Genomic DNA, 22,136 nt, shown 5'->3' with positions numbered 1-22,136 from the left:
CACCTAAATTAAGGCTGTTGCTCTGCTGTCATGGCTAATGCCATTGCTTCAGCAATCTTAATACCATCAATTCCTGCAGATAAAATACCACCTGCGTAACCAGCACCTTCGCCAGCAGGATACAAACCTTGCGTATTAAGGCTTTGTAACGTTTCTTTATCACGTGTAATTTGAATGGGTGATGAAGTTCTAGTTTCTACTGCGGTTAATGTTGCTTCCGCCATTGAAAAACCTTTAATTTTTTTATCAAAAGCAGGCAATGCTTCTCTAATGGCGGCTATCGCATAATCCGGTAGAGTTTCACTTAAATCGCAATAAGTAACACCCGGTTTATAAGATGGCGTTACTGAGCCATGCTCGCCACTTTTACGCCCTGCGATAAAATCTCCAACAAGTTGTACTGGTGCGTCGTAATTTTCGCCGCCAAGTTTAAATGCTTTTTCTTCTAACCTACGTTGAAACTCCATACCCGCAAGCACATAATCTCTGTTCGAGGCAAATTCACTGGTGATAAAATCTTCCGGTTCAATACCAACAACAATAGCACTATTAGCATTACGCTCAAGACGGGAGTATTGGCTCATACCGTTGGTCACTAAACGTCCTTCTTCAGAAGCTGCGGCAACAACAGTTCCACCTGGGCACATACAAAAACTATAAACAGAACGACCATTACTACAATGGTGAACTAACTTGTAATCTGCAGAGCATAAAATTTCATTACCGGCATTATTGCCAAAGCGTGCTTCATCAATAACCGCCTGCTCGTGTTCAATACGAAAACCAACTGAGAACGGTTTTGCTTTAATGTAAACCCCTTCATCAAATAACATGCTAAAGGTATCACGAGCACTATGACCAATGGCTAAAGCAATATGATTAGTTTCAATATGTTCACCATTAGAGAGTGTTAACCCCGTCACTTTTTGATTTTGATAACCTTCAATACCTTGCGTAGTACATTCATTACCATCAACATCAGTAAAGTGAATATTATCAACCCGCTGGTTAAATCTAACCTCACCGCCAAGTTCAAAAATTTTGGCACGCATTTTCTCAACCATAGTCACTAATTTAAACGTACCAATATGGGGTTTGCTTACATAAAGAATTTCTTCAGGTGCGCCCGCTGCAACAAATTCATGAAGCACTTTACGACTGTAGTGCTTAGGGTCTTTCACCTGACTATAAAGTTTGCCGTCTGAGAAGGTCCCCGCACCTCCTTCACCGAATTGCACATTGGATTCAGTATTCAGTACTTTTTTACGCCAAAAGCCAAACGTATCTTTAGTACGTTGTCTAACTTCTTGACCGCGTTCTAGCACAATAGGATTAAAGCCCATTTGCGCTAACACTAGGCCAGCAAAGATACCGCAAGGTCCCATACCTATAACGACAGGACGATTTTTAAGATTCTTTGGTGCCTGGCTAACAAATTTGTAGGCCATATCGGGTGTTTCTTTTACTTGGGTATCATCCTCAAATGTTGCCAGAAGCTGTTCATTAACAGTCGTTTCGACATCAAGGGTATATATCAAGAAGATATTATTTTTCTTGCGCGCATCATAACCACGTTTAAACACTGTGAATTTTATTAACTGAACGTCTTTAATTGATAATTTAGTTAAAATTGCTTGTTCAAGTTCGTGCTCTTGATGGTCAAGCGCAAGTTTAATATTGGTTAAACGAATCATTCTTTGAGATCCAGCATAGGAAGAGTAATATTTTTCGCTATTTTACCTGTACGCTAACATTTTAGAAACAAGAGATTGAAATTGCTCTCAACAAAGGTATGATCCACACCACTATTAAGACAAATATTAACGACTTTAGATAACACTATGGCATTTGTAGTAACCGATAACTGTATATTATGTAAATACACTGACTGTGTGGCAGTGTGCCCTGCTGATGCCTTCTATGAAGGCCCTAATTTTCTGGTCATTAGTCCTGATGATTGTATCGACTGTGACCTATGCCCTGTTGAATGCCCCGCAGGCGCTATTTATCAGGAAGATGAAGTCCCCGCAGACCAGCAAGAGTTCATTGAACTTAATGCCGAATTATCAAAACACTGGCCTAGAATTACCGAAGTTAAGCCGCCCTTAGAACAAGCAAAAAAATGGGATGGCGTCACAGATAAAATTCAATATTTAGAAACTCAATCAGATGACTAAAACGTGTTAAATAAATATTTATTACCAAGACAACACTCTGCGGGAAAACAGCTATACTAAAGAACATATAATTACCCTTGGAGATAACTATGTGGCATTGCATTGAACAAGCCATTAGCGTTGAAACTGGGAAGCCATTTTATATTTCAGACAAAAAGGAAATATCAACAAGGCCCGCCAGCAGCTCCTCATTCACTTGTTCATATGATAAGAAAGAACCACCACCAAATTTATCATTCAAAATTACTGACGGACATCGCAGTTATTTTCTAAAAATCAACAACAAAGACTACCTTGAAAACTTCCAAGCGGAAGCATACTCATTGAAGCAACTCAATAGTTTGGCTAACATTGCCAGCCCTAGCGTGACAGGTATAGGCACTAGTTTAGACAAGAGCTTCTTAATACTCGATTATATTGACTTTAGTAGAGCAAAACCTATTCTTTGGTATCAATTGGGTCAACAGCTCGCCCAAATGCATTATGAAACTCGCCACGGTCAATTTGGTTGGCAACATGATAATTTCATTGGCAGTACAATTCAGCCCAATCATTGGAGCAGTAACTGGACCACCTTTTTTTCTGATCAACGAATTGCTTGGCAATTACAATTACTGTCTGAGCGTTCAATTATGCTGGGTAATATTGAGCATATCACGCAAGTTTGTCACGACGCATTACTACACCATCAAGTGTCTCCTTGCTTAGTTCATGGTGACTTATGGCAAGGTAATACCGGTTTTTCTGGTGAACAGGCGATGATATTTGATCCTGCTTGCTATTATGGCGACCGAGAAGTTGATATTGCTATGACCGAACTATTTGGTCACTTTCCTGATGATTTTTATCATGGCTACCAAGCAGAATATCCCTTAGATGATGGTTACGAACAAAGAAAACTAGTCTATAATTTTTACCATATTTTAAATCACGCTAATATTTTCGGCGGCATTTATATTGATCAAGCCAAAGCAACGTTATCAAGAATTATGTCATTACCATTACACTAATAATTTAAGATAATAAGTAGATATATAAATATTCGTTTTCCAGAAAAAATTTCGACTATTTTTTAGTCATTTAATTAAAAATAGTTATACTGAATAAACTCGATTATATGAAATCGAATACCCCTTACTTACGGAGGCTATATGACCATTAAACTAAGTGAAAAACGCATTACTTGCCCTCACTGTGGTCATCACTTGCACGCGACGCTAGATGCCTCTGCTGGTGATCAAGATTATTACGATGAGTGCCCTTCTTGCTGCATGGAGATTCACTACAATTTGCATGTTGATGAATATAGAAAAAAGATTCAATTAACCGTAGATAGTGATGACGAGCAAGTCTTCTAGACTCCCTCATTCAAGACTCAGTAAACTGTACTAATAGAAACCTGGATTACTTTACTTTATAAGACACTTTTTGCCTTGTTTGCTCAAGCTATCTCATCTATGATGCTTGAAATTTGGCAATACCGAAAATCGCTCCCCTTCTTCTTTACTAAAGTAACCAATGACATGAATTTAGCTGACTTCTTCACCCATAGTAAAAGCTTATTAAAACTCACTTACCCCATTTTAATCGCGCAATTAATTCAAAATTTAATGGGTTTTGTCGATATTGTTATGGCAGGACGTGTCAGCGCTACTGATTTGGCCGCGGTTGCTGTGGCAAATAGTATTTGGTTACCACTTATATTGACCATTTATGGGTTAATAATGGCACTTTCTGCTATTGTTTCTCAGCTTGCCGGTGCCAAAAACTATACAAAAATAGTAGAACAAACCTACCAAACTGCTTGGATATCTTTAGTGTTAGGTTTGTCACTGATACTTCTCTACTACATAGTCACCCCTATAGTGTCACCACTCGTCACTTTAGAGAGCAATCTTGAAGAGTTGATGTTCGATTATTTAGGCTTTATTGTTTGGGGTGCTCCTGGATTTTGTTTATACCTTGTACTCAGAAATTATTCCGAAGGTCTTTCGTACACTAAACCAACGATGGTGATTAGTATCATTGGTTTACTGGTCAACATCCCCGCTAATTATATTTTCATCTATGGAAAATTTGGCATGCCTGCTCTAGGCGGTGCCGGTTGTGGGGTAGCTACAGCGCTAGTTTACTGGTCTATGTTTATCAGTATGCTTATTTATTGCTTTTATTCAAAGGTACTAAAACAAGCAAATTTATTTAGTGCCTTTTATTGGCCCGTATTTGCTGAAATAAAAGCAATACTTGGCTTAGGTATACCAATCGCTTTGTCACTGCTTTTTGAAGTGAGTCTTTTTGCAATTGTTGCTATTATTTTAGTGCCCTTTGGCGCTCAAGTTGTCGCTAGCCATCAAGTAGCGCTAAACTTTACTGGCTTGGTATTTATGGTGCCATTAAGCATAGCCATGGCTACTACAATTAAAGTCGGCTTTGCTGTCGGTAATAAAAACTTCAAGCAAGCAAGAGACTACACCATGTACTCAATTGTGCTTGGCTTAGCCCTAGCTTGTTTCACGGCGCTAATAACCGTACTTTTTAGAACACAAATTGCTGGTATTTACAGTACAGAAACTCCCGTTATTGAATTAGCCGCCAGTTTAATGTTACTTGCTACCATTTATCAATTTTCAGATACCATTCAAGTTGTCTCAGCAGGAGCATTACGCGGCTATAAAGACACTAAGTCTATATTATATATAACGTTTGTATCTTATTGGCTTGTAGGTTTATCTGTAGGCTTAATATTAGGGATAACTGACTGGTTTGTACCAAGAATGGGGCCTTATGGCTTTTGGATTGGTTTTATTGTTGGTTTGACCACAGCAGCAATATTACTCGCTTGGCGTTTAAAAGTAATTCAGCAGCGAATTAAAAATAACACATTTGAGATGGATTAGACTGACAACTTAGCACATGTATCATCCGGTAATACTGTTGACTAGCATAACTTTCAGTCACTTTGATGATTTAACAAGCAAACAATACTAATTTTTAAATGAATTAAACAAAACTACTTGCAAGAGGATTAACCAAAAGCTAACATAGCGCTCGTTGAGTTATCAACGTCTGCTCGCTTAGCTCAGTTGGTTAGAGTACTTGCATGACATGCAAGGTGTCACAGGTTCGAGTCCCGTAGCGAGCACCAAATTAGGGTTTTATAACCCACTAAAATAACCCGTAAAGCCCATAACCAAAGGTTTTACGGGTTTTTTTATGTCTAAAGCTATTTCATGTGGTTCTTTGAAATCCACGCTTTTTAGTAGTACTGTTAGTAGTACCAGTTAAAAATACAACAAAGCGGTACTACTAAAATGGCTAGAGGCGTTACCCCCCTTACTAACACTGAAGTAAAACAAGCAAAACCTAAAGAGAAGCTTTATAAGCTTGCAGACGGTGGTGGTTTGCAATTAAGAGTTAAGCCGACTGGCTCGAAGTCTTGGTTATTTGATTACTTTAAACCTATCACTAAAAAACGAACCTCAATGGGCTTTGGTACATACCCCGAAGTTTCACTAGCTGAAGCGAGAAAAAAACGTGTAGCCGCAAGAGAGCTATTGGCCAAAGACATTGACCCCAAAGAATTCAAAGACGATAAACACCGCGAACAGCTACTTTCCGCCAGTAATACGTTTAAAAGTGTGGCTATTGACTGGTTTGTTATTAAAAAGACGACCATTGCAGAAAATACCGCTAAAAGTTTATGGCGTAAGTTTGAAAACCACGTATTCCCAAAACTAGGCCACAGGCCAATAGATAAAATATTAGCGCCTGAAGCTATTGAAGCATTGAAGCCCTTAGCCGCTAAAGGTAATTTAGAAACTACAGGGAAGATCATCGGTCATTTAAACAATGTAATGACTCATGCGGTTAATACAGGGATATTACACCATAATCCTTTATCTGGTATTCGTAGCGCATTTCAAACGCCTAAAGTAACTAATATGGCAACCATTAGACCAAATGAACTTGGTAAGCTAATGATTGATATAAGCTACGCTAGCATTAAACTAGTCACTCGATGTTTACTTGAGTGGCAATTGCATACCATGACACGCCCGAGTGAAAGTGCAAAAGCACAATGGTCTGAAATTGATTTTGAAAATCAGCTTTGGACGATACCCGCTGAACGAATGAAAATGAGGTTAGAGCATAAAGTCCCTTTAACACCACAAACCATTGAAATATTGGCGCGTTTACAACCGATGACAGGAGATAGAAAGTACCTATTTCCTTCTTACATTGATCATAATAAACATTGTAATGTTGAATCAGCAAATAAAGCATTAGGTCGTATGGGGTATAAAAACAAGTTAGTGGCTCATGGTTTACGCGCTTTAGCCAGTACAACATTAAATGAACAAGGGCATGATCCTGACGTTATTGAAGCAGCTCTATCACATGTAGATAAAAACGAAGTAAGGCGCGTTTATAATCGTGCTGAATATCTTGAACGTAGACGTGTATTAATGTGCTGGTGGTCGCAGCATATTGAAGATGCAGCTACAGGTAAGTCATCAACAGTGAGTAATATCAAACATCTTAATATGATGTAATCTCATATGTACTACCGCTTTTTAAATGAAACTGTTTAGGATCTAAATACCACATTAAAGACATTAGATTGTTAACGTCAAGTCACGGCTTAAAATTAGATTTTGTATCGATAACGCCCAAACATAATCGTTGGCTGAAATGTAAAACGGAGCAAACTGTATTTTCCCCCACGTGAACAACTTAGCCCTTGTTTGGTTGAAGCCTGAATCTCCACAATGGTAACAACTTACTGCTATAGTCTTCTGGTATCACAATAGAGAAAGATTTTGCTTCCCTTACAGTCTCTATAGCTACAACTGAGCCATTATCTTCAGTAGCCATTTTATAAGCTGATGAGATCATTGAGGTTAATTGACCAATCGAGTCAAAGCCATTTTCAGAATACTCTTCCTCTGGTTCGAATTTGTATTTAATGCTAATGAGACGATTTTGAGAAACTACAGGTAAAGCCTCTGTTTCAGTCCATTTCCCATACATAGCAAATAGGTTTAGCAACTCTTTCTCTTTATCGGTTTCAACAAGATTTCCTGCGCAATAACACAAAACATTCTTAATTATAAAGTTCGTTTCACCACTATCTTCATCGTACGTCGCAGGTTTAGACGGATCAGATATTATATAGATTTCAATTGGAGGAGTAGTTGAGATCCATTGGTCACCAAGTGTAATAAATTCATTTTGCATCATAGCCGTTTGAAGGTCGACAACATACCTCCCACCATGCGGTTCAAAGGCTTCAGGATCTAACAGTACCCATAGATTCATTTTAGAATAATAAATCGCAAACTTTACTGGGCAACCGACAAGTTCTGAATATTTCAAAACAGATTCAAAATATCGTTTTGTAAATGAGAACTTATTACTAAATGGTTCTCGATGGTAGTTTTTAACTTCTACCAAAAATGATGAGTTGTTTTCTTTTAGGACAATTCTAAAGTCAGGTATTGATATATCATCATTACAGTACGCTTCACCACCATCTTCTTGCTTGATAAGACTACATTTACCAAGTGAAGCGGCAACAAGACCAAACATCGATTCAACACGTTTTCCAAAGACAAGATTTAGATTTTTATGATTTTCCTTAAGCGCGCTTCTAAGACTTTCAATAACCTTGTCTACAGAATTTACATCATTAATATCAAAGGCATTTTTTGCACACAATTTTGAATAGAGTTCAAATGAATCAAATTTCTCAGGGTTTCTCGATATTTTGGTGATCACTATATTGTCCGATTTAGGTTAAGGGGCAAATATTTTATGGCTAATGCCTTCAATACGCACTTTCCTGTCTGTAAGACTAAAATAGTATCACAGCAGGAACGATCAGTTTGCATTTGAATCAATTCATTAATCTTTATCCATCATTTTTTTAAGCGTAGCTTCAATTACCGCCTGCATATCTTGGCTTTGTTCTGCTCTTGGTTGGTTTAGCTTTTTAATCAACTCTGCTTGTAGGTAATCAGGTACATCACCATAGCTATATAAGGTTGTTAATACGCCAGCATGCCCTAAGTTTTGACTCCATGCTTTAAACTCTTCAGGGCTTTGGCATAACTGCTCACCTTTCCTAACTAAAGTATCTCTAAAGCTATGCGGGTTAAAGTATTGCAGTCCTGCCGCTTTAAAAGAACGTTTAAATATATCGCGTATTGGATTAGCTGTAGACCAATGTTCTTTTAATACACCACAAGCACTGAACTTTTTACCTTTAGTATTCGCGACTTTAGTTTTAGGAAACAATGGATCATCATGGCTAAACAATAACTCTGTCTTCAAATGTTCTATCCACTCCGTTAATATTTGTAGTGGTAACTCACCAACAGGAAAAAAGTAAGTTGTGAAGGTTTTACTGAATTTAGTTTTCACCTCCCTTGCATCTTGAAATACCGCACCATTAACTAAATCAACGTGCTTAACTTTAAATGAAGCTGTTGCACTATCTCTTGCCCCAGTTAATACGGTAAACGCCATTATTGCCCTATTCCGTTTTTCAATATCAGTTTGACTCGGCATCTTCTCTAATACATGAGTTATTTGCTCTAATGTAGGGATTGGCTTTTTACGTCTAGCGCCAGCAATACGGGTATCTTTTTCTGATAAGTTAAAGTAATCCGCATCGGTATAATTGAAGCGTGATTTATAACCTGTTTGCTGTGCTAACCATTGAAAGAAAACTTTTAAATGATTGCATGTTCCGTTTATCGTTGACTTACTTAAATTCTCACCTGTTTTAAGGCTTTTTTGACTAAGTAATGAATTTTTAAAAGCCACCGCTTGGTTAAAATGAAAAGCCTTAAAGTCTTTAAATTTCGTGTATTCTTCAAAGCGTTTTATAGCCTTGGAAATACAATCTATTGATGCTTCACTATGGCGTTTTGCTTCCTTCATAAAAGTTATATATTTACGCTTAATTCTTTCGTTATTAATATCATGATTTTTCATTGTGTCACCTGCATATCAAAAGTACTGTTTAGGGGGAGTTTGAACAACTAACTTAATCGTTTTTGTTGCAACGGTAATATCACTGCAAAATATCGTTGTAATCGTGCTAAATCCTCTAACCTCTGGTATTTGTTCATCAAAGAATTGCAAATATTGCACCTCCCTTTCAAGACAAACAGGCTTAAATTGTAAGGTTCAAATTCAATTGATTCCTGCAATGGCTCTCTAGCTGAATTACAACAAAAGCAGTAAATTTCGCCAAACTCACAAGGACGTTTATTAATCGTCCGAAGATCTTTTAAAAACTCCCTTAATTCACTGCCCAATATCAAGTAAGGTCGATGGTTATCTATCTTTTTCAAGCCTCTTTTAATCCAATTTTTTACCGTGTTCTTATGAACTCCGTACAACTTGGCAATATCACTGACAGTATAATTTCGGTTTATTTTACATTTATTAGGGTTATAACGTTTAGCCATACATTACCCCTTAACTTGATCAGATTTGGCTAACGACACTTTTTCTTCTATCCACTGTTCAATGTCACTTTCAAGCCATGCAATAGCTCTATCACCTAAAGAAATAGATTGAGGGAATACGTTGTTTTTCATACGTAAATAGATACTACTGCGCGATAGACCAGTTAGTTCAATAACACTAGGTAGGCGTAACATTTTATGAGCCATGATGGATTCTCTTAGTTGATTAATAAATTCAACTAGAGATTAAGTCGGGGATTTAGGGGATAAAACACGAACATAAAAAATATAAAACAATGTATAACAGTAAGTTAACTACTTTGGTTTTTATTGGTTATTCTTTAAATATCCTCCAAGGCCTTATACATAGCAGGTTTCAGTAGGGGAAATATTTCCCCCTAAGTTTTTTTAGTTTTTTAAAACTCTGGTGATATTTGCAACTCCACCACCCTGTGCAATTGGCATTTTTGATATTTGATAAGCGTACCAACCTTTAGTTTTCTTAGGTTGATTAGCTTTATTAGGATTTTTACGTTTTAACTTTTCGTATTCGTCTTGCCAATCTTGATACATAGCTTGAGTGTTTGCTTTGCTCTGTTCATTTTTATCAGTATTAGGGCGATAGGCTTTAACGGGAGATGATTGCTTAAGGTTTAAAGCATGGTCAATTTGTTCTTTATCTAACGCTATCTTATTATTTTCAAAGTATAGAAGTTCGTTAATAGGTAACTCACGTTGATTAACAATCAATGATAATGGCTCTACATTTAACACAACACTTTTACGCCCTAGCAACTTACTTTTTAATGTGCCTAATGTAATGCTTTTTTGATCTCGTTTGTAGCTAACGGTATCAGACAGATTTAATAGATCAGAAATAATAATAGCTAATTGCTTGATGCTCACTTCCCATTGCTTCAGCTGTTCAGTAGGTACTATCAACCTGCCCATTTGCTCATGCATTACAGGATGTTCACAGACTGCATAATATCGGGTGTTATTGGGGTATTCGTGTCGCACAACATCAACATTACAACGGTATTCGCAACCATGGCACTGTATAGCTGATGCAGTAGCTTTAGGAATAATTACTTTGTTCGAAAGTAAAATATCAAATGCCGATTGATGCCACAATTGAATAGCCGACCAACTGAACATAATTTTATGCTTGTTGGCAGATAAATTATTAATGATTAACGCTAAAACTTGCTCTACATGCATTTGAATTCAAGCTGCTCTTCGTCTATCACATGAGGCTCAATGTCAGAAGCAATAAGCATTTTTCGAATAACTAGATCATCACCGCAGTATCCAAGCCGACACTTATCAGGGTGGGTAATTTTAATAAGTTTATTCCGTGTCTTTTTTGACATTGTTGGATAAAAAGACACTTTTAACGTGACTTGGCTGATAAACCGATCTACAAGGATTAGATTAAGTTGATGCAACTGCTCATGAATTGCATTTTTATTACGTGTAGTACACTCACCTATTGTTATATAGCTACTTGGTATAGCTTTATGGCTAGACCTAGCTTCAATTAGTGCAACTGAGTATATCCCGCCTTCTTTGGGGATTTTAAATTCAAAATCTTGCTCAGTTAGTACATCAAGGTTATAAACTTGTTTTTCTACTAACCCATGTTCAGGTAGTGGTGCTTTTAAAATGTATTCAGCAAATAATTTTTGTAAAACAGGAATAGACTTAGTATTATTTTTAGCATGAATATCTAAAGTCCCATTTTTTTCGCAATAAACCATTATTATTTCAAAGGCCATTGTGTGAGGTAAATCTATTAACTTATGTTCTACCCACTCTACCGTTGATTTTGCAAAGTCTTCAGGAAATGCACAAAAGTATTCCAAATCACCTCGCTTATAGTTCTCAATCTTACAATGTCTACCTCGACCTTCCTCAAAGTGGAAGTGGTCACTGATAGCCTTAGATAATAAATCTATATCTAGTTTTATTAATGCTAACTTGGCTTTAGGTAAGTTTTTAATTTTACGCCATGCCGTAGGTGTAATATTATCGGCTTGAAAATATAAAGAAGCACCCTGCCAGTATTCAGGGTTATTTAAGAATGCCCACATTGATTTATTATGTAAGCCAAGTACATCGGTAATAACTTCAACAAATTCAATATTGCCATATTCTTTCGCCTCATCAATTAACGCAATAATACCTCCTTCAGACGCCAGCGAATTAATACTATAAAAATCAGCAACCACATTGTCCCTAACATCATCACTAAGCTCTAAAAAGTACTTAAAAATAGTATTTACGTCATTTTCATCTACAGCATGTAAATCAATACCAAATTCAATGTTTTTATGTTCAAAATATTTAATTAAGAAGGCATTAGATATTTTACGAAAAAATTGTTTAGGCGAATATGGAGTAGACATTTTTAATTTTTATCTTTGCTAGCGTCATATACACACACTAACAAAGTTCAAATAATATACAACTGAAACATTAATAGCCTTTATTGGTAGCTATATATTATTTGACAAAATGTAAGTGAATAAAGTTATACCAGTCAGGTAGGTCTAAAAAGAAGTCTATTGGGCTGTATAAAAAACAGGTTCCAGTTGCTATGGTAAAAATTACTATAACCCAAGGGTATAAGAATTTTTGCCAATCTTTTTCAATCGGTTTAAAGAAATCATCCTTCAACCAATATGAAAACATTAGAGCTGGTATTGCAAACAGTATAGTTCCAACGGTAAAAATTCCAACTCCAACTTGTCCGCTATTTAAATAAGCATATAAAGAAAATCCAGATATAAAAAACCAACACATGTATAAAAAACTTGATGGTATTTTTAATATAAATCTAATTTTTTTAAGTACTATATTGATAGAGTCAATTTCACCCTGATTCTTCCAAAAATAGTACATTGCTCCTGAAGTAATAAAAAAGAATATTGCTAATACACTAGTCAATTTTCCAATAATTATATCTTGAACATTAAATACTTTATCAACCCCTTCAATCTGATTGGCTTTGGCTATTATTAATTGAAAAGATTCTAAGGTATAAAAGCTTGCAGCCACATAACCACAAATAAATGCTGCAAAACGAAATGCAGAATTTTTAATAAATTTAATAATTTTGTAGCCTGTTTTTGCTTTCTTTATAAGATCTGTCATGGGTAATTATTCTATTGCCATTAATTTATTGGTAACTGTATTTCACCTTTGAATTTTCATTAGCCGAATATGCTTGAATTTTTAGTTGTAATTGGGGTTGGAGATTCGTTCTTCCCACAACATTTTTTATATTTTTTATTTGAACCGCAAGAACACGGATCATTCCTGCCAACTTTTATCACTCTTAAAGGCTTTGGTTTTGATTCTTCAATTTCTTTTTGGATTTGTTCTGATTGTTTATCAAATTGGTCAAGAAAGTCTTGCATGCCTTTCTGCATTTGACCAACTAAATCTTCAAATTCTATAAGGTGGTATCGCTTTGCCACATAGCTACCTTTACTTATACCATCAAGTAATAGAACCTCAGATTTATCGTTATTTTTTTCTACGATAAATCCTTTATGGTACAAAATACCGAGTTCACCAATTGAGTCGGCACAACCTAATTCAATGGCTTTTTCTAAATGCTCTAATGCTAATTTATTATCAAACTCTATTTCTGAATGAATATAAAACAAATAGCGATTCGCTAATGCTGAATCGACTTTAAGGGCTTGCTGTAAATATTCTTTAGACTCTTCATATCGTTTTTCATCAAATAGATAAGCTCCGTAAAAAGCTACAGCTTCGTTATAACCTCTATCCGCAGCAATCTTAATGTATTGAAAAGCTTCTTCCTCAGTAACTCCGTTTACTAGACCACTCGCTGCTATTTTTGCGCTGCGAAATAACGATTCAGCATCACAGTGTTGGTATAATTGTTTAGCGTCTGAATGATAGTTGGACTCTTTAAAACTTAACTTATAAGCTGACTCATAATGATTAGCGGCTAACTTTAATAACCCGTCATGGTGTAACTTAAAGGTATTATCTACAACTAACGGCATGCCAATAGTTGCTTGTTTAGCGATTGTTTCATAGGCAATTCCAGCTTTAAGCTTAGAAAGATATGAAGAACTTATTGCAGCATCAAAGATTATTTTCTTGAAGCCATAATCACTACAATCAACGTAACTAATTTTTGAAATACTTTTTCCAAGCTTTAGCAACAGATAGGTATCTTCAAATAATTCAATGATGTATTTTCTAGCCGTATTTGCTTTTTCTAAACATTTATTCTTAGTCTCTTGAATAAAAGTAGCATCATTGTCTAGTTCAGTTTTTTTATTATTATGTACGCCATCATTACAAAGAATTCTAAGATCATGAAATAAGTTTTTTGTATTTCGGTTTATTATTTGTGAATCATCCAGAGTATTAATTCTGTCATTCAATTTATTAGATGAAAACTCTAATGCCATTTTCTCTGCAATTAGAACACATAACTCTTCTGTTATTTTTCTAAATTTTAATAATGAATAATCAGGGTTGTCAGTTAAAAACTCTAGTGCTGTTTGATAATCATCAAAAATACTACTAGAAAACTGATCCGCTAAATCTAAGTCCGTTTTGATTTCATTCATCTAATACTTTTCCTTTATAAATCTATGGCTGCGGTGTTGAACCATCTTTACCCAATCCCTTCATCAACACATCAAACATCAATTCAGCAAAGCCTTTAGCTACGGCTTCGTTTGATAACACCTTCATTGCCATGTTTTCATGTACGCCCATGCTTTGTATAACAGCATCATTAATGGACTCAGGGAATGCGCCTAGCATGGCTTGTTCTTTGGTGTTGTTGCGAAGTTGATCCATCACTGTTTCATTTTCCGCAACTTTGCCAGCAATAGTATTGGCATAATTGATCATATCGCCTTCAGTTAACCCGTCTTCAACAAACAAATCATTCATACGGCTAATTATTTCGTTTAATAATTCGGTTTCAGCATCCTTCGGTGTTGCCCCACTGCTCTCTTTAGTTGGTGCTAAATACGGTTTAGGTTCTTCACCCACTTTATAACCGAGTTGTAAATCAGCTTCACGTTGTTCATGTAAGCGGTAATGGGTCATTGCCACATCAGACAAGTCAATATCGTCTTGCAGTACATCAAAGCGTAATAACGGGTGTAAATGTTTAGCAAAGATACTGAGTTTTTCTAAATCAAAATCATCAAAATCGACAATCTGAGAACTAAACTCGTAATAGCGACAAAATGAAATTAAATCTTTTTTAAATACTTCTATAATATCTCGCGCTTCTTTAGCATTTTTAACGCTATTTTCAGCAAATTTAATTTTCTTATCGTTGTTTTCAGCTTTCGCTTTTTCTAATTCTACTCTGGCAATATCCATCACATGAGTAGCTTCTTTATATCGAACAGAAAAACGCTCAACAGCAGGTTTACAAATATTGGCTAACTTCTCTTGTTTAGTCCGTTTGTTGTTATAAGCTTCAACAAAGTTTTCAACTTCAACCCATTGGTAAATGCCAACAGCATTAAGTTTATCCATTATTTCAAATACAAGATTAGGATCAGACACGCCAGCTAACTCAGCAGTTTGAAAATAAACTTTAAACTCTTCTAAGACTTCTTCAGGTTCGTTAACAAAATCCAATACAAAGGTTTTATCTTTTCCTTTATAAGTACGGTTTAACCTCGAAAGTGTTTGAATACATTCAACACCTCTTAACGGTTTATCAACATACATAGCGACTAATTTGGGCTGATCAAAACCTGTTTGAAACTTGTTCGCAGCCAGCATTATCTGATAGTCAGTTGTATCAAAGGCTTTACGCATATCTCTGCCACGTAAATTTGGGTTCATACTTTTTTCAGTAAAAGCGATATCAGGAAAGTCAGGGTCATTAACTTCACCTGAAAATGCCACCATTGCATTTACGTTTTCATAGCCTTTGTTGGCAACATATTTTTCAAAAGCTAATTTATACCTTACTGCTTCTAATCTGCTTGATGTAACCACCATGGCTTTAGCTTCACCACCTAATAAGTGTTTAACCTTACTATTGAAGTGCTCAATAATGGTTTCAACTTTTTGGGCAATATTATGTGGGTGTAATCGTACCCATTTAGCCATTTTAGATGCTGCTTTTTTACTATCTACTTCGTGGTCACTATCAGGATTTTGATGCGCTAATTGGTACGCTACGCGATAACTGGTGTAGTTTTGTAATACATCTAATATAAAACCTTCTTCAATAGCTTGGCGCATTGAATAAACATGAAAGGCTTCTGGTTTATTTTCATCACTTGCTGGTGATTCAGGATCAGGACAACGACCAAATAATTCTAGCGTTTTACCTTTAGGTGTGGCGGTAAAAGCAAAGTAACTAATGTTTTTAGAGCCTTTTCTGGCTTCTAAACTTAAACGTAAAATATCTTCAGAATCTAACTCTTCATCATCACCCAATTTTTCAGACATCAACACTTCACGTAATTTACGTGCTGTTGTTCCTGTTTGACTAGAATGAGCTTCATCAGCAATAACAGCAAAGCTTCTACCAACAAGGGTTGAATCTTTACGGATAGCTTCTAAAACGTGTGGAAAGGTTTGAATAGTAACGATGATAATTGAGGTACTAGCTTTTAATTCGCCAGCTAATTGGCTTGATTTACTGCCTTGAGCTTCCTCACGGTTAACACGAGCTATCATGCCTTCGTTATGGTCAAACTGATAAATTGTGTCTTGTAACTGACTATCAAGTACGGTTCTGTCGGTAATAACAATCACTGAATCAAATACTTTATCACCAACACTTTTCTTTAATTCTTTATGGTTTGAGTAGTAATGCAATGATGCTAATTGATGCGATAACCAAGCAATTGAATTTGATTTACCTGAACCAGCACTATGTTGAATTAAATACTTTTCGCCAGTACCTTCTTTTTCGACAGTATTTAATAATGTCGATACAGCAGACCACTGATGGTAACGTGGAAATATCAGCGTTTCTTTTTTAACAATAGCACCATCAAGTTGTTCTTTTTCTTCAACTTGCAGATGAATATAACGACCTAAAATTAGTAATAAATTATCTTTCTCGAAAATTTCATTCCATAAATAGGCTGTTGGATATCCTATATCAGATACATCATTACCTTCACCACCTTCGCTTGTGCCTTGGTCAAAAGGTAAAAAAAAAGTTCTTTTACCAGCTAAACGTGTAGTCATTGCTACGTTGTATTGGCTAACAGCAAAATGCACTAATGCGCCACGCTTAAATGTTAATAGAGGTTCGGGCTTTTTAGTTTTAGGATCTTTAGGTTGGCGATCCTTCATATACTGAATTTTAGCGTTGTCTAATGCTTGTTTAAATTCAGACTTTAATTCTAAAGTAACAACAGGAATACCATTAACAAACAAAGTTAAATCTATTCTGCCTTCATAGTTATTAGGCGAATAAACCAGCTCAGGAACAACACGTAATATATTTTGGTTATAACGTTCAATGGCATCAGGATTTAAACTATGATCAGGTTTAAAGGTACATAAACTAAATTTAGCACCACGATCTTTAATTAAGTTGCGTAATACCCATAACGTACCTTTGTTACTGGCTGATAAATCACGAACCACTGTTTTTAATAATGCTTCTTCGGGGTTTTTTGGGTGTATGCCTAATTGCTTTTTCCATTGGTCGGCTTGTGTATTTTGAACAAAAGCAATTAAATCTTCAGGGTACAACGCTAATTCTTTATTATAATTTTTAGACTCACCTAATAACCAGCCATGTGACTGCATTTGGTCTAAAATATCGTTTTGGAAAATAACTTCCTGAGTGTTTGTCATTACGCCAATTCCTTCTGTTCTTTTTGAATATCAAAATCTTTCGCTTCATATATGCTAATAATGTCAGAAAGATCGCCAATATTTATTTTATTATCAGTTAGCAAATCAGTATTGATACAAATCCTAAATTCGCTTTGCCACTGGAAATCATTATGTTTGACGAATGGACCAATAAAACCTTCAAATTCGTCACCACTCTTATACTCAACTAATTGCCTAAAGCAGTCTCCATTTAACTCTGAAATAACTTTTTTAATTCGCTCAACAAAAATTTTAGGATTGTGAATTACTGCTACATGGTCTCCAAATTTTTTAATTTCGTCTGGTAATGACTCTAACGACCAATTTTCCGTAACAGCATATAAGCAGTAGATTGAAAATTTTTCAAAATTACTACCAAAAGTCCTCATTGCACCCGAAGTTATTTCAGCAACTTCTTGGTATTCACCATCAATTTTGATTGAGAGCTTACTGCCATTTGGAATTGTTCTGTGCTCCGCAACCCCTTCGTTTGGATCACCTCTAACACCATCATCTTCAATTTTTCGATAATTTGAAAATGGTTGAAGATAAAGTTCACCTTTATTGAGCAGGTTGAACAAATGCTCTTTTTGACCATATTTTGCAAATAGAGCTACTTTCATTAGTTACAATCTTCACAAATATGAGATAACCATAATTTTTTTAGCCGTTCTGTCGGTAATTCATTTTCGTTATGATTCTTAATTTTATTTAAATAAAAACAAACACGTGAATTAGCTTCCGATATATGGTTTTGAATAATATCAACATCGTCTTGATTATTAATATTGTGAATTAGTTCTTGGGCTTCTTTATGTGCTTTTTTTGCTAACGCTTCTAACAGTTTATTATCTATAACGGAGGCTACTTTTGAGCCACCTCGCTTCAAAGGGTCGTCAATGCGCTGCTGTGCTTTAGTAATATCTGCCGATTTCACATTTTGACCACTGTGAGCTTGTACTACAGTCGCTATTGAAGATATTGCACTAACAAATAAGTTAGCAATTGGTATCAAGTCCATTATGCCACCTCTTCTTCCTTAATAATTCGAGCTTGCCAATCCCTTACATCTATTTTGCCAGTGACAGCGGCAGAAATAAGAGCTGTTTTGCGTTCCTTTAATACAGACCTTAAACTGCCTGATTTGATTATGGCTTCATCCATTATTTCTAATTTAGTAATAGTTGTTTCTATAATTTCTTTTTGTTCTCTCACGGGAGGCATTGGTATAGTAAGGTTCTTAATATTCGACATATTCAAGAATGGTTGAACATTTGAATTTGCTATCAACATAAGCTGCTGATTCATAGATTGAATTACCCACACTAGAAAAGACGGAATGTAGTCGTGCTCTTCTACCGTTATTTTACAACTACCTGTAGTGGAAAGGATCGCTTCAGGTACATCAATCGGAAGCAAGCACGCATTACCAATTGTGCCTACTTTAGAAAAGAGAACATCATTCGGATATACAGCGTGTCTATCAAGGTCACGAAATTTAGCCTCCCTCATAAACATTAAATTTTCTTTATTAAATCCTTTATTTGTAATGTTTACTGTTCTAACAACTGGTATACCTTCATCAACATAATCTTCAGTCGTGTTCACACTTGATCCAAAAGGTCCATCAACCATTGAGTTTCTTTTCTGTTTAACAATGTGCTTCAACGCACCAATTCCCCAATGTTTAGGGACTTCACCTAGCCATTCAACGCCTGAGTCTTTCATTGGGATATCGGGGTTGAGGCCACGTGTGACGGCATGAGAAATAACAGCTTGTCTTTTTTCTTTTAATAGCTCAATTAACTTTTCTTGCTTGGCAATTAAAGTGTCAGTTTTTGCAGTTTCATGGTCGAGGAAGTTGGCAATTTTTTGTTGTTCATTTATAGGAATAAGTGGAGTCTTAATATTAATTAAATCTGTAGAGTTAATTGCTGGATAACTTACACCAACCGACCTTGTCACAACCTCTTCGATAAAACCTCTAGCTCTCAAGCAATAAGATGCGAACCCTTTATCAAAATTACTGTTAGGTCGAATAACTGCAAAGCCTGTAGAGACGAGCATGTTTTCAGGAGGATTTGTTATTGGTGCTATTGCTTCCAAATATGTTCTTACGGTCGAAACAATGACATCACCATCTTTTACTTTCCGTCTTGCTCTTGAAGGTGCGCTTCCAAAGACCATTTTTTCAGTTTTAGAAATCCCATCAACTGCTGATACTGATCCAATATCAACATATTCAACCTCATGATCTGGAGCAGTCTTTTCATTTATCACTTCATCATTACATGATGATAGATATTTTAAAGGCCTTACTTCCCAATGAACTGGTATTGATTCCAACCAATTAACACCCGATTTTTTATACTCTGGATAAGCTTGATAACGTCCTGTCATTATGAATGCACCTCTTGCAGTAACTTCATAATATCGGTTGATACTGTATCTAAATCTGCATCAATGGCTTCTAATGCTCTTGGTGGTTGGTATACATAAAACTGGCGATTAAAAGGTAATTCGTAACCAACAATTCCTATTTCACCATCTTTTTCATCAGTTTTACTTTCATCTATCCACGCATCAGGTACATGTGGTAATACTTCACGTTTAAAGTAGTCTGTTACTAATTCTTTTAATGGTACATTTTCATTATCACGTAAATCAGGGTTTGGCTCAGGTTGACCTTTGTTTTTACCTGATTCAAATATACAGGTTTCAGCGTTTTCATCTTGCTCTCCAAAAAACTTACAGATATTTTTTTGCTCTGCTGCTGATAGCTTTTCGCTTTTATCTTCAGCAAAGCGTTTAAATAAATCAGTACGGCTATATATTTTCTGTTTACCAGTCAAACTTTGTAATGTTGAGTATCCAGCAGGTTGAGAAAGTTCTATTGTTACGTCTGGATTTTTCTTCTGTGCTTTTTCAATATAGTCTTGGCAATAAAGTTCGAATTTATCTTTAGTTACGTCAAACGCAAGTTTTAACGGACGTTCAACGGTGATGCGTCTGTAACCAAAGTCTTGATAATCAAATATTTTGCTAAAGTCGTTTTCAATAAATTGTCCGTATGTTTTAACTATGGTTTCAATGCTTTTTTCTGTAAGTTCTTTACGTTTACTACCCAATGACTTACGCATAGCTTGGTAGAATACGTTTTCATCATTACCTTCAACCTCACCGCCACCACTTCGACCACGCCCACCTTTTTTAGCTCGTTCTTTTGAGGCATTGATTAGCTGAACTTTACCTTTACGTTGTGCTGGTTTATTATTTGATAAGATCCAAACATAAGTAGAGATGCCAGTGTTGTAGAACATATCGGTAGGTAAGGCGATTATTGCCTCAAGTAAATCATTTTCAAGCACGTAACGTCTTATCTCACTTTCACCTGAACCTGCACCCCCTGTGAATAAAGGTGAGCCATTTAAGATAATACCAATACGTGAACCTGTATTTGTAAGTGAAGAGCCTGTATCACTGTTACCACCTACAGGACGCATCTTGCTAATCAGGTGCATTAAGAATAATAACGAACCGTCAGAAACCCTTGGTAAACCAGCACCAAAACGACCTTCAAAGCCTTTTTCTTTATTCTCGTCATTAATTTTCTTTTGTACTTTTTTCCAATCAACCCCGAATGGTGGGTTAGATAACATGTAATCAAATTTAGCTGTGGTAAGTTGATCGTCAGATAAGGTATTACCCAATTTAATGTTATCAACCTTTTGCCCTTTAATCAGCATATCGGCTTTACAGATAGCGTATGACTCAGGGTTTAACTCTTGCCCAAATGCCGATAATGCCGCCTTATCGTTAAGCTCATGCACGTATTCCATGCCTGATGATAAGAAGCCACCCGTACCAGCCGTTGGATCATAAATACTGCGAACTAAGCCTGATTGAGTTAGTAGGTCATCATCATTACAAAAGACTAGTGACGTGGTTAAACGCACAATATCACGTGGGGTGAAGTGTTCCCCTGCGGTTTCGTTAGAGCTTTCAGCAAAGCGTCTGATTAATTCTTCAAACACTAAACCCATGTTGTGATTATCAACTGCTTCAGGATGAAGATCGGTAGTTGCAAAGCGTTTAGCTACTTTATAAAGTAAATCAGCTTCTTCAAGTTTGTCGATTGTATTGAAGAAATCAAAATGTTCGAATATTTCACGGGCATTAGGGCTGAATGATTGCACATAGCTTTCAAGGTTTTGTGCAACACCTGTTTCACCAAGCTTGTTTAAATCCATTTTGCTTGTGTTATAAAAACTTAACTTGGCTGAATGGGTAAGTAATTTGTCTTGAGCTTTTTCATCTTTTTCTTTAACTGTTTCGTACATGCTAAGTACGCTAGGTTTGGTATCTTCAAGTACACACTCTAAGCGTCTTAATAGGGTAAAAGGTAAGATAATGCGACCGTATTGGCTTTGCTTAAAATCACCACGAAGAAGGTCGGCAACCGACCATAGAAATGCGGCTGTAGAAGAGAAATTGTCTGACATTAGATTACCTTAAAAGCTTCCTGCTATCGATAACACTAATGATAAAGGCTTGAAATCAAAAGCAGGATTGAATAAATTGGACTTAATGGTAATTTAACACAAGCGTCTAT

General features: G+C 36.0%; 19 protein-coding genes, 1 tRNA gene and 1 pseudogene. 7 read left to right on the top strand and 14 right to left on the bottom strand.

Translation table 11 applies throughout. From position 1 onward, the window contains the following. Positions 1-8 precede the first annotated feature (8 nt). Positions 9-1,694, bottom strand: a complete 1,686-nt coding sequence (locus ESZ36_RS16770; protein WP_146789982.1) for an NAD(P)/FAD-dependent oxidoreductase — start codon at positions 1,692-1,694, stop codon at positions 9-11. A 147-nt stretch (positions 1,695-1,841) separates the two neighbouring features. Between ESZ36_RS16770 and fdxA the strand changes: the two genes are divergently transcribed. The 7 genes and pseudogenes from fdxA to ESZ36_RS23215 all read left to right on the top strand — a co-directional run. Beyond that, complete coding sequence (gene fdxA / locus ESZ36_RS16765; protein ID WP_146789980.1) at positions 1,842-2,177, top strand: ferredoxin FdxA; 336 nt, start codon at positions 1,842-1,844, stop codon at positions 2,175-2,177. 89 nt (positions 2,178-2,266) lie between these two features. Next, a complete protein-coding gene (locus tag ESZ36_RS16760; RefSeq protein ID WP_146789978.1) occupies positions 2,267-3,187 on the top strand; it encodes a fructosamine kinase family protein in 921 nt (306 codons plus the stop codon). A gap of 141 nt (positions 3,188-3,328) precedes the next feature. Further along, positions 3,329-3,535 carry a CPXCG motif-containing cysteine-rich protein gene (locus ESZ36_RS16755; RefSeq protein ID WP_011043707.1) on the top strand — a complete coding sequence of 69 codons (207 nt, stop codon included), beginning with the start codon at positions 3,329-3,331 and terminating at the stop codon, positions 3,533-3,535. 165 nt (positions 3,536-3,700) lie between these two features. Continuing rightward, on the top strand, positions 3,701-5,074 hold the full coding sequence (locus ESZ36_RS16750; protein WP_146790091.1) for an MATE family efflux transporter: 1,374 nt from the start codon (positions 3,701-3,703) through the stop codon (positions 5,072-5,074). Between the two features lie 171 nt (positions 5,075-5,245). Continuing rightward, a tRNA-Val gene (locus ESZ36_RS16745) sits at positions 5,246-5,322 on the top strand. Positions 5,323-5,488: 166 nt separating this feature from the next. Next, positions 5,489-6,730, top strand: a complete 1,242-nt coding sequence (locus ESZ36_RS16740) for an integrase domain-containing protein (protein WP_146789976.1) — start codon at positions 5,489-5,491, stop codon at positions 6,728-6,730. 50 nt (positions 6,731-6,780) lie between these two features. Then, positions 6,781-6,906, top strand: a pseudogene (locus tag ESZ36_RS23215) (hypothetical protein); the annotation flags it as partial. 5 nt (positions 6,907-6,911) lie between these two features. Here the strand turns inward: ESZ36_RS23215 and ESZ36_RS16735 are convergent. The 13 genes from ESZ36_RS16735 to ESZ36_RS16675 form a co-directional block, all read right to left on the bottom strand. Next, positions 6,912-7,955, bottom strand: a complete 1,044-nt coding sequence (locus ESZ36_RS16735; RefSeq protein WP_146789974.1) for a hypothetical protein — start codon at positions 7,953-7,955, stop codon at positions 6,912-6,914. A gap of 126 nt (positions 7,956-8,081) precedes the next feature. Next, on the bottom strand, positions 8,082-9,176 hold the full coding sequence (locus tag ESZ36_RS16730; RefSeq protein WP_146789972.1) for a tyrosine-type recombinase/integrase: 1,095 nt from the start codon (positions 9,174-9,176) through the stop codon (positions 8,082-8,084). A gap of 47 nt (positions 9,177-9,223) precedes the next feature. After that, positions 9,224-9,655 (bottom strand): helix-turn-helix domain-containing protein, encoded by a 432-nt coding sequence (locus tag ESZ36_RS16725; RefSeq protein ID WP_146789970.1) that lies wholly within the window; start codon positions 9,653-9,655, stop codon positions 9,224-9,226. Between the two features lie 3 nt (positions 9,656-9,658). Beyond that, entirely contained in the window at positions 9,659-9,862 is a 204-nt protein-coding gene (locus ESZ36_RS16720; RefSeq protein WP_146789968.1) for an AlpA family transcriptional regulator, read from the bottom strand. A gap of 201 nt (positions 9,863-10,063) precedes the next feature. Beyond that, complete coding sequence (locus tag ESZ36_RS16715; RefSeq protein ID WP_146789966.1) at positions 10,064-10,876, bottom strand: hypothetical protein; 813 nt, start codon at positions 10,874-10,876, stop codon at positions 10,064-10,066. After that, positions 10,867-12,063 carry a hypothetical protein gene (locus tag ESZ36_RS16710; RefSeq protein ID WP_146789964.1) on the bottom strand — a complete coding sequence of 399 codons (1,197 nt, stop codon included), beginning with the start codon at positions 12,061-12,063 and terminating at the stop codon, positions 10,867-10,869. Before ESZ36_RS16710 ends, ESZ36_RS16715 begins: the two co-directional genes overlap by 10 nt. A gap of 97 nt (positions 12,064-12,160) precedes the next feature. Continuing rightward, positions 12,161-12,811, bottom strand: coding sequence for a hypothetical protein (locus ESZ36_RS16705; RefSeq protein ID WP_146789962.1), 651 nt, complete (start codon positions 12,809-12,811; stop codon positions 12,161-12,163). Between the two features lie 59 nt (positions 12,812-12,870). Continuing rightward, complete coding sequence (locus ESZ36_RS16700; protein ID WP_146789960.1) at positions 12,871-14,274, bottom strand: tetratricopeptide repeat protein; 1,404 nt, start codon at positions 14,272-14,274, stop codon at positions 12,871-12,873. A gap of 22 nt (positions 14,275-14,296) precedes the next feature. After that, on the bottom strand, positions 14,297-17,503 hold the full coding sequence (locus ESZ36_RS16695; RefSeq protein WP_146789958.1) for a type I restriction endonuclease subunit R: 3,207 nt from the start codon (positions 17,501-17,503) through the stop codon (positions 14,297-14,299). Then, complete coding sequence (locus ESZ36_RS16690; RefSeq protein ID WP_146789956.1) at positions 17,503-18,147, bottom strand: hypothetical protein; 645 nt, start codon at positions 18,145-18,147, stop codon at positions 17,503-17,505. Before ESZ36_RS16690 ends, ESZ36_RS16695 begins: the two co-directional genes overlap by 1 nt. Beyond that, on the bottom strand, positions 18,147-18,545 hold the full coding sequence (locus ESZ36_RS16685; RefSeq protein WP_146789954.1) for a hypothetical protein: 399 nt from the start codon (positions 18,543-18,545) through the stop codon (positions 18,147-18,149). The genes ESZ36_RS16690 and ESZ36_RS16685 overlap by 1 nt, the downstream gene beginning before the upstream one ends. Then, on the bottom strand, positions 18,545-19,924 hold the full coding sequence (locus tag ESZ36_RS16680; RefSeq protein WP_146789952.1) for a restriction endonuclease subunit S: 1,380 nt from the start codon (positions 19,922-19,924) through the stop codon (positions 18,545-18,547). The genes ESZ36_RS16685 and ESZ36_RS16680 overlap by 1 nt, the downstream gene beginning before the upstream one ends. Then, positions 19,924-22,026: a type I restriction-modification system subunit M gene (locus ESZ36_RS16675; RefSeq protein WP_146789950.1), complete on the bottom strand. Its 2,103-nt coding sequence runs from the start codon at positions 22,024-22,026 to the stop codon at positions 19,924-19,926. Before ESZ36_RS16675 ends, ESZ36_RS16680 begins: the two co-directional genes overlap by 1 nt. Between the last annotated feature and the right edge of the window lie 110 nt (positions 22,027-22,136).

The sequence above is a fragment of the Colwellia demingiae genome, from assembly GCF_007954275.1.
Classification (GTDB): domain Bacteria; phylum Pseudomonadota; class Gammaproteobacteria; order Enterobacterales; family Alteromonadaceae; genus Colwellia; species Colwellia demingiae.
This window is presented reverse-complemented; position numbering and strand designations above follow the sequence as displayed.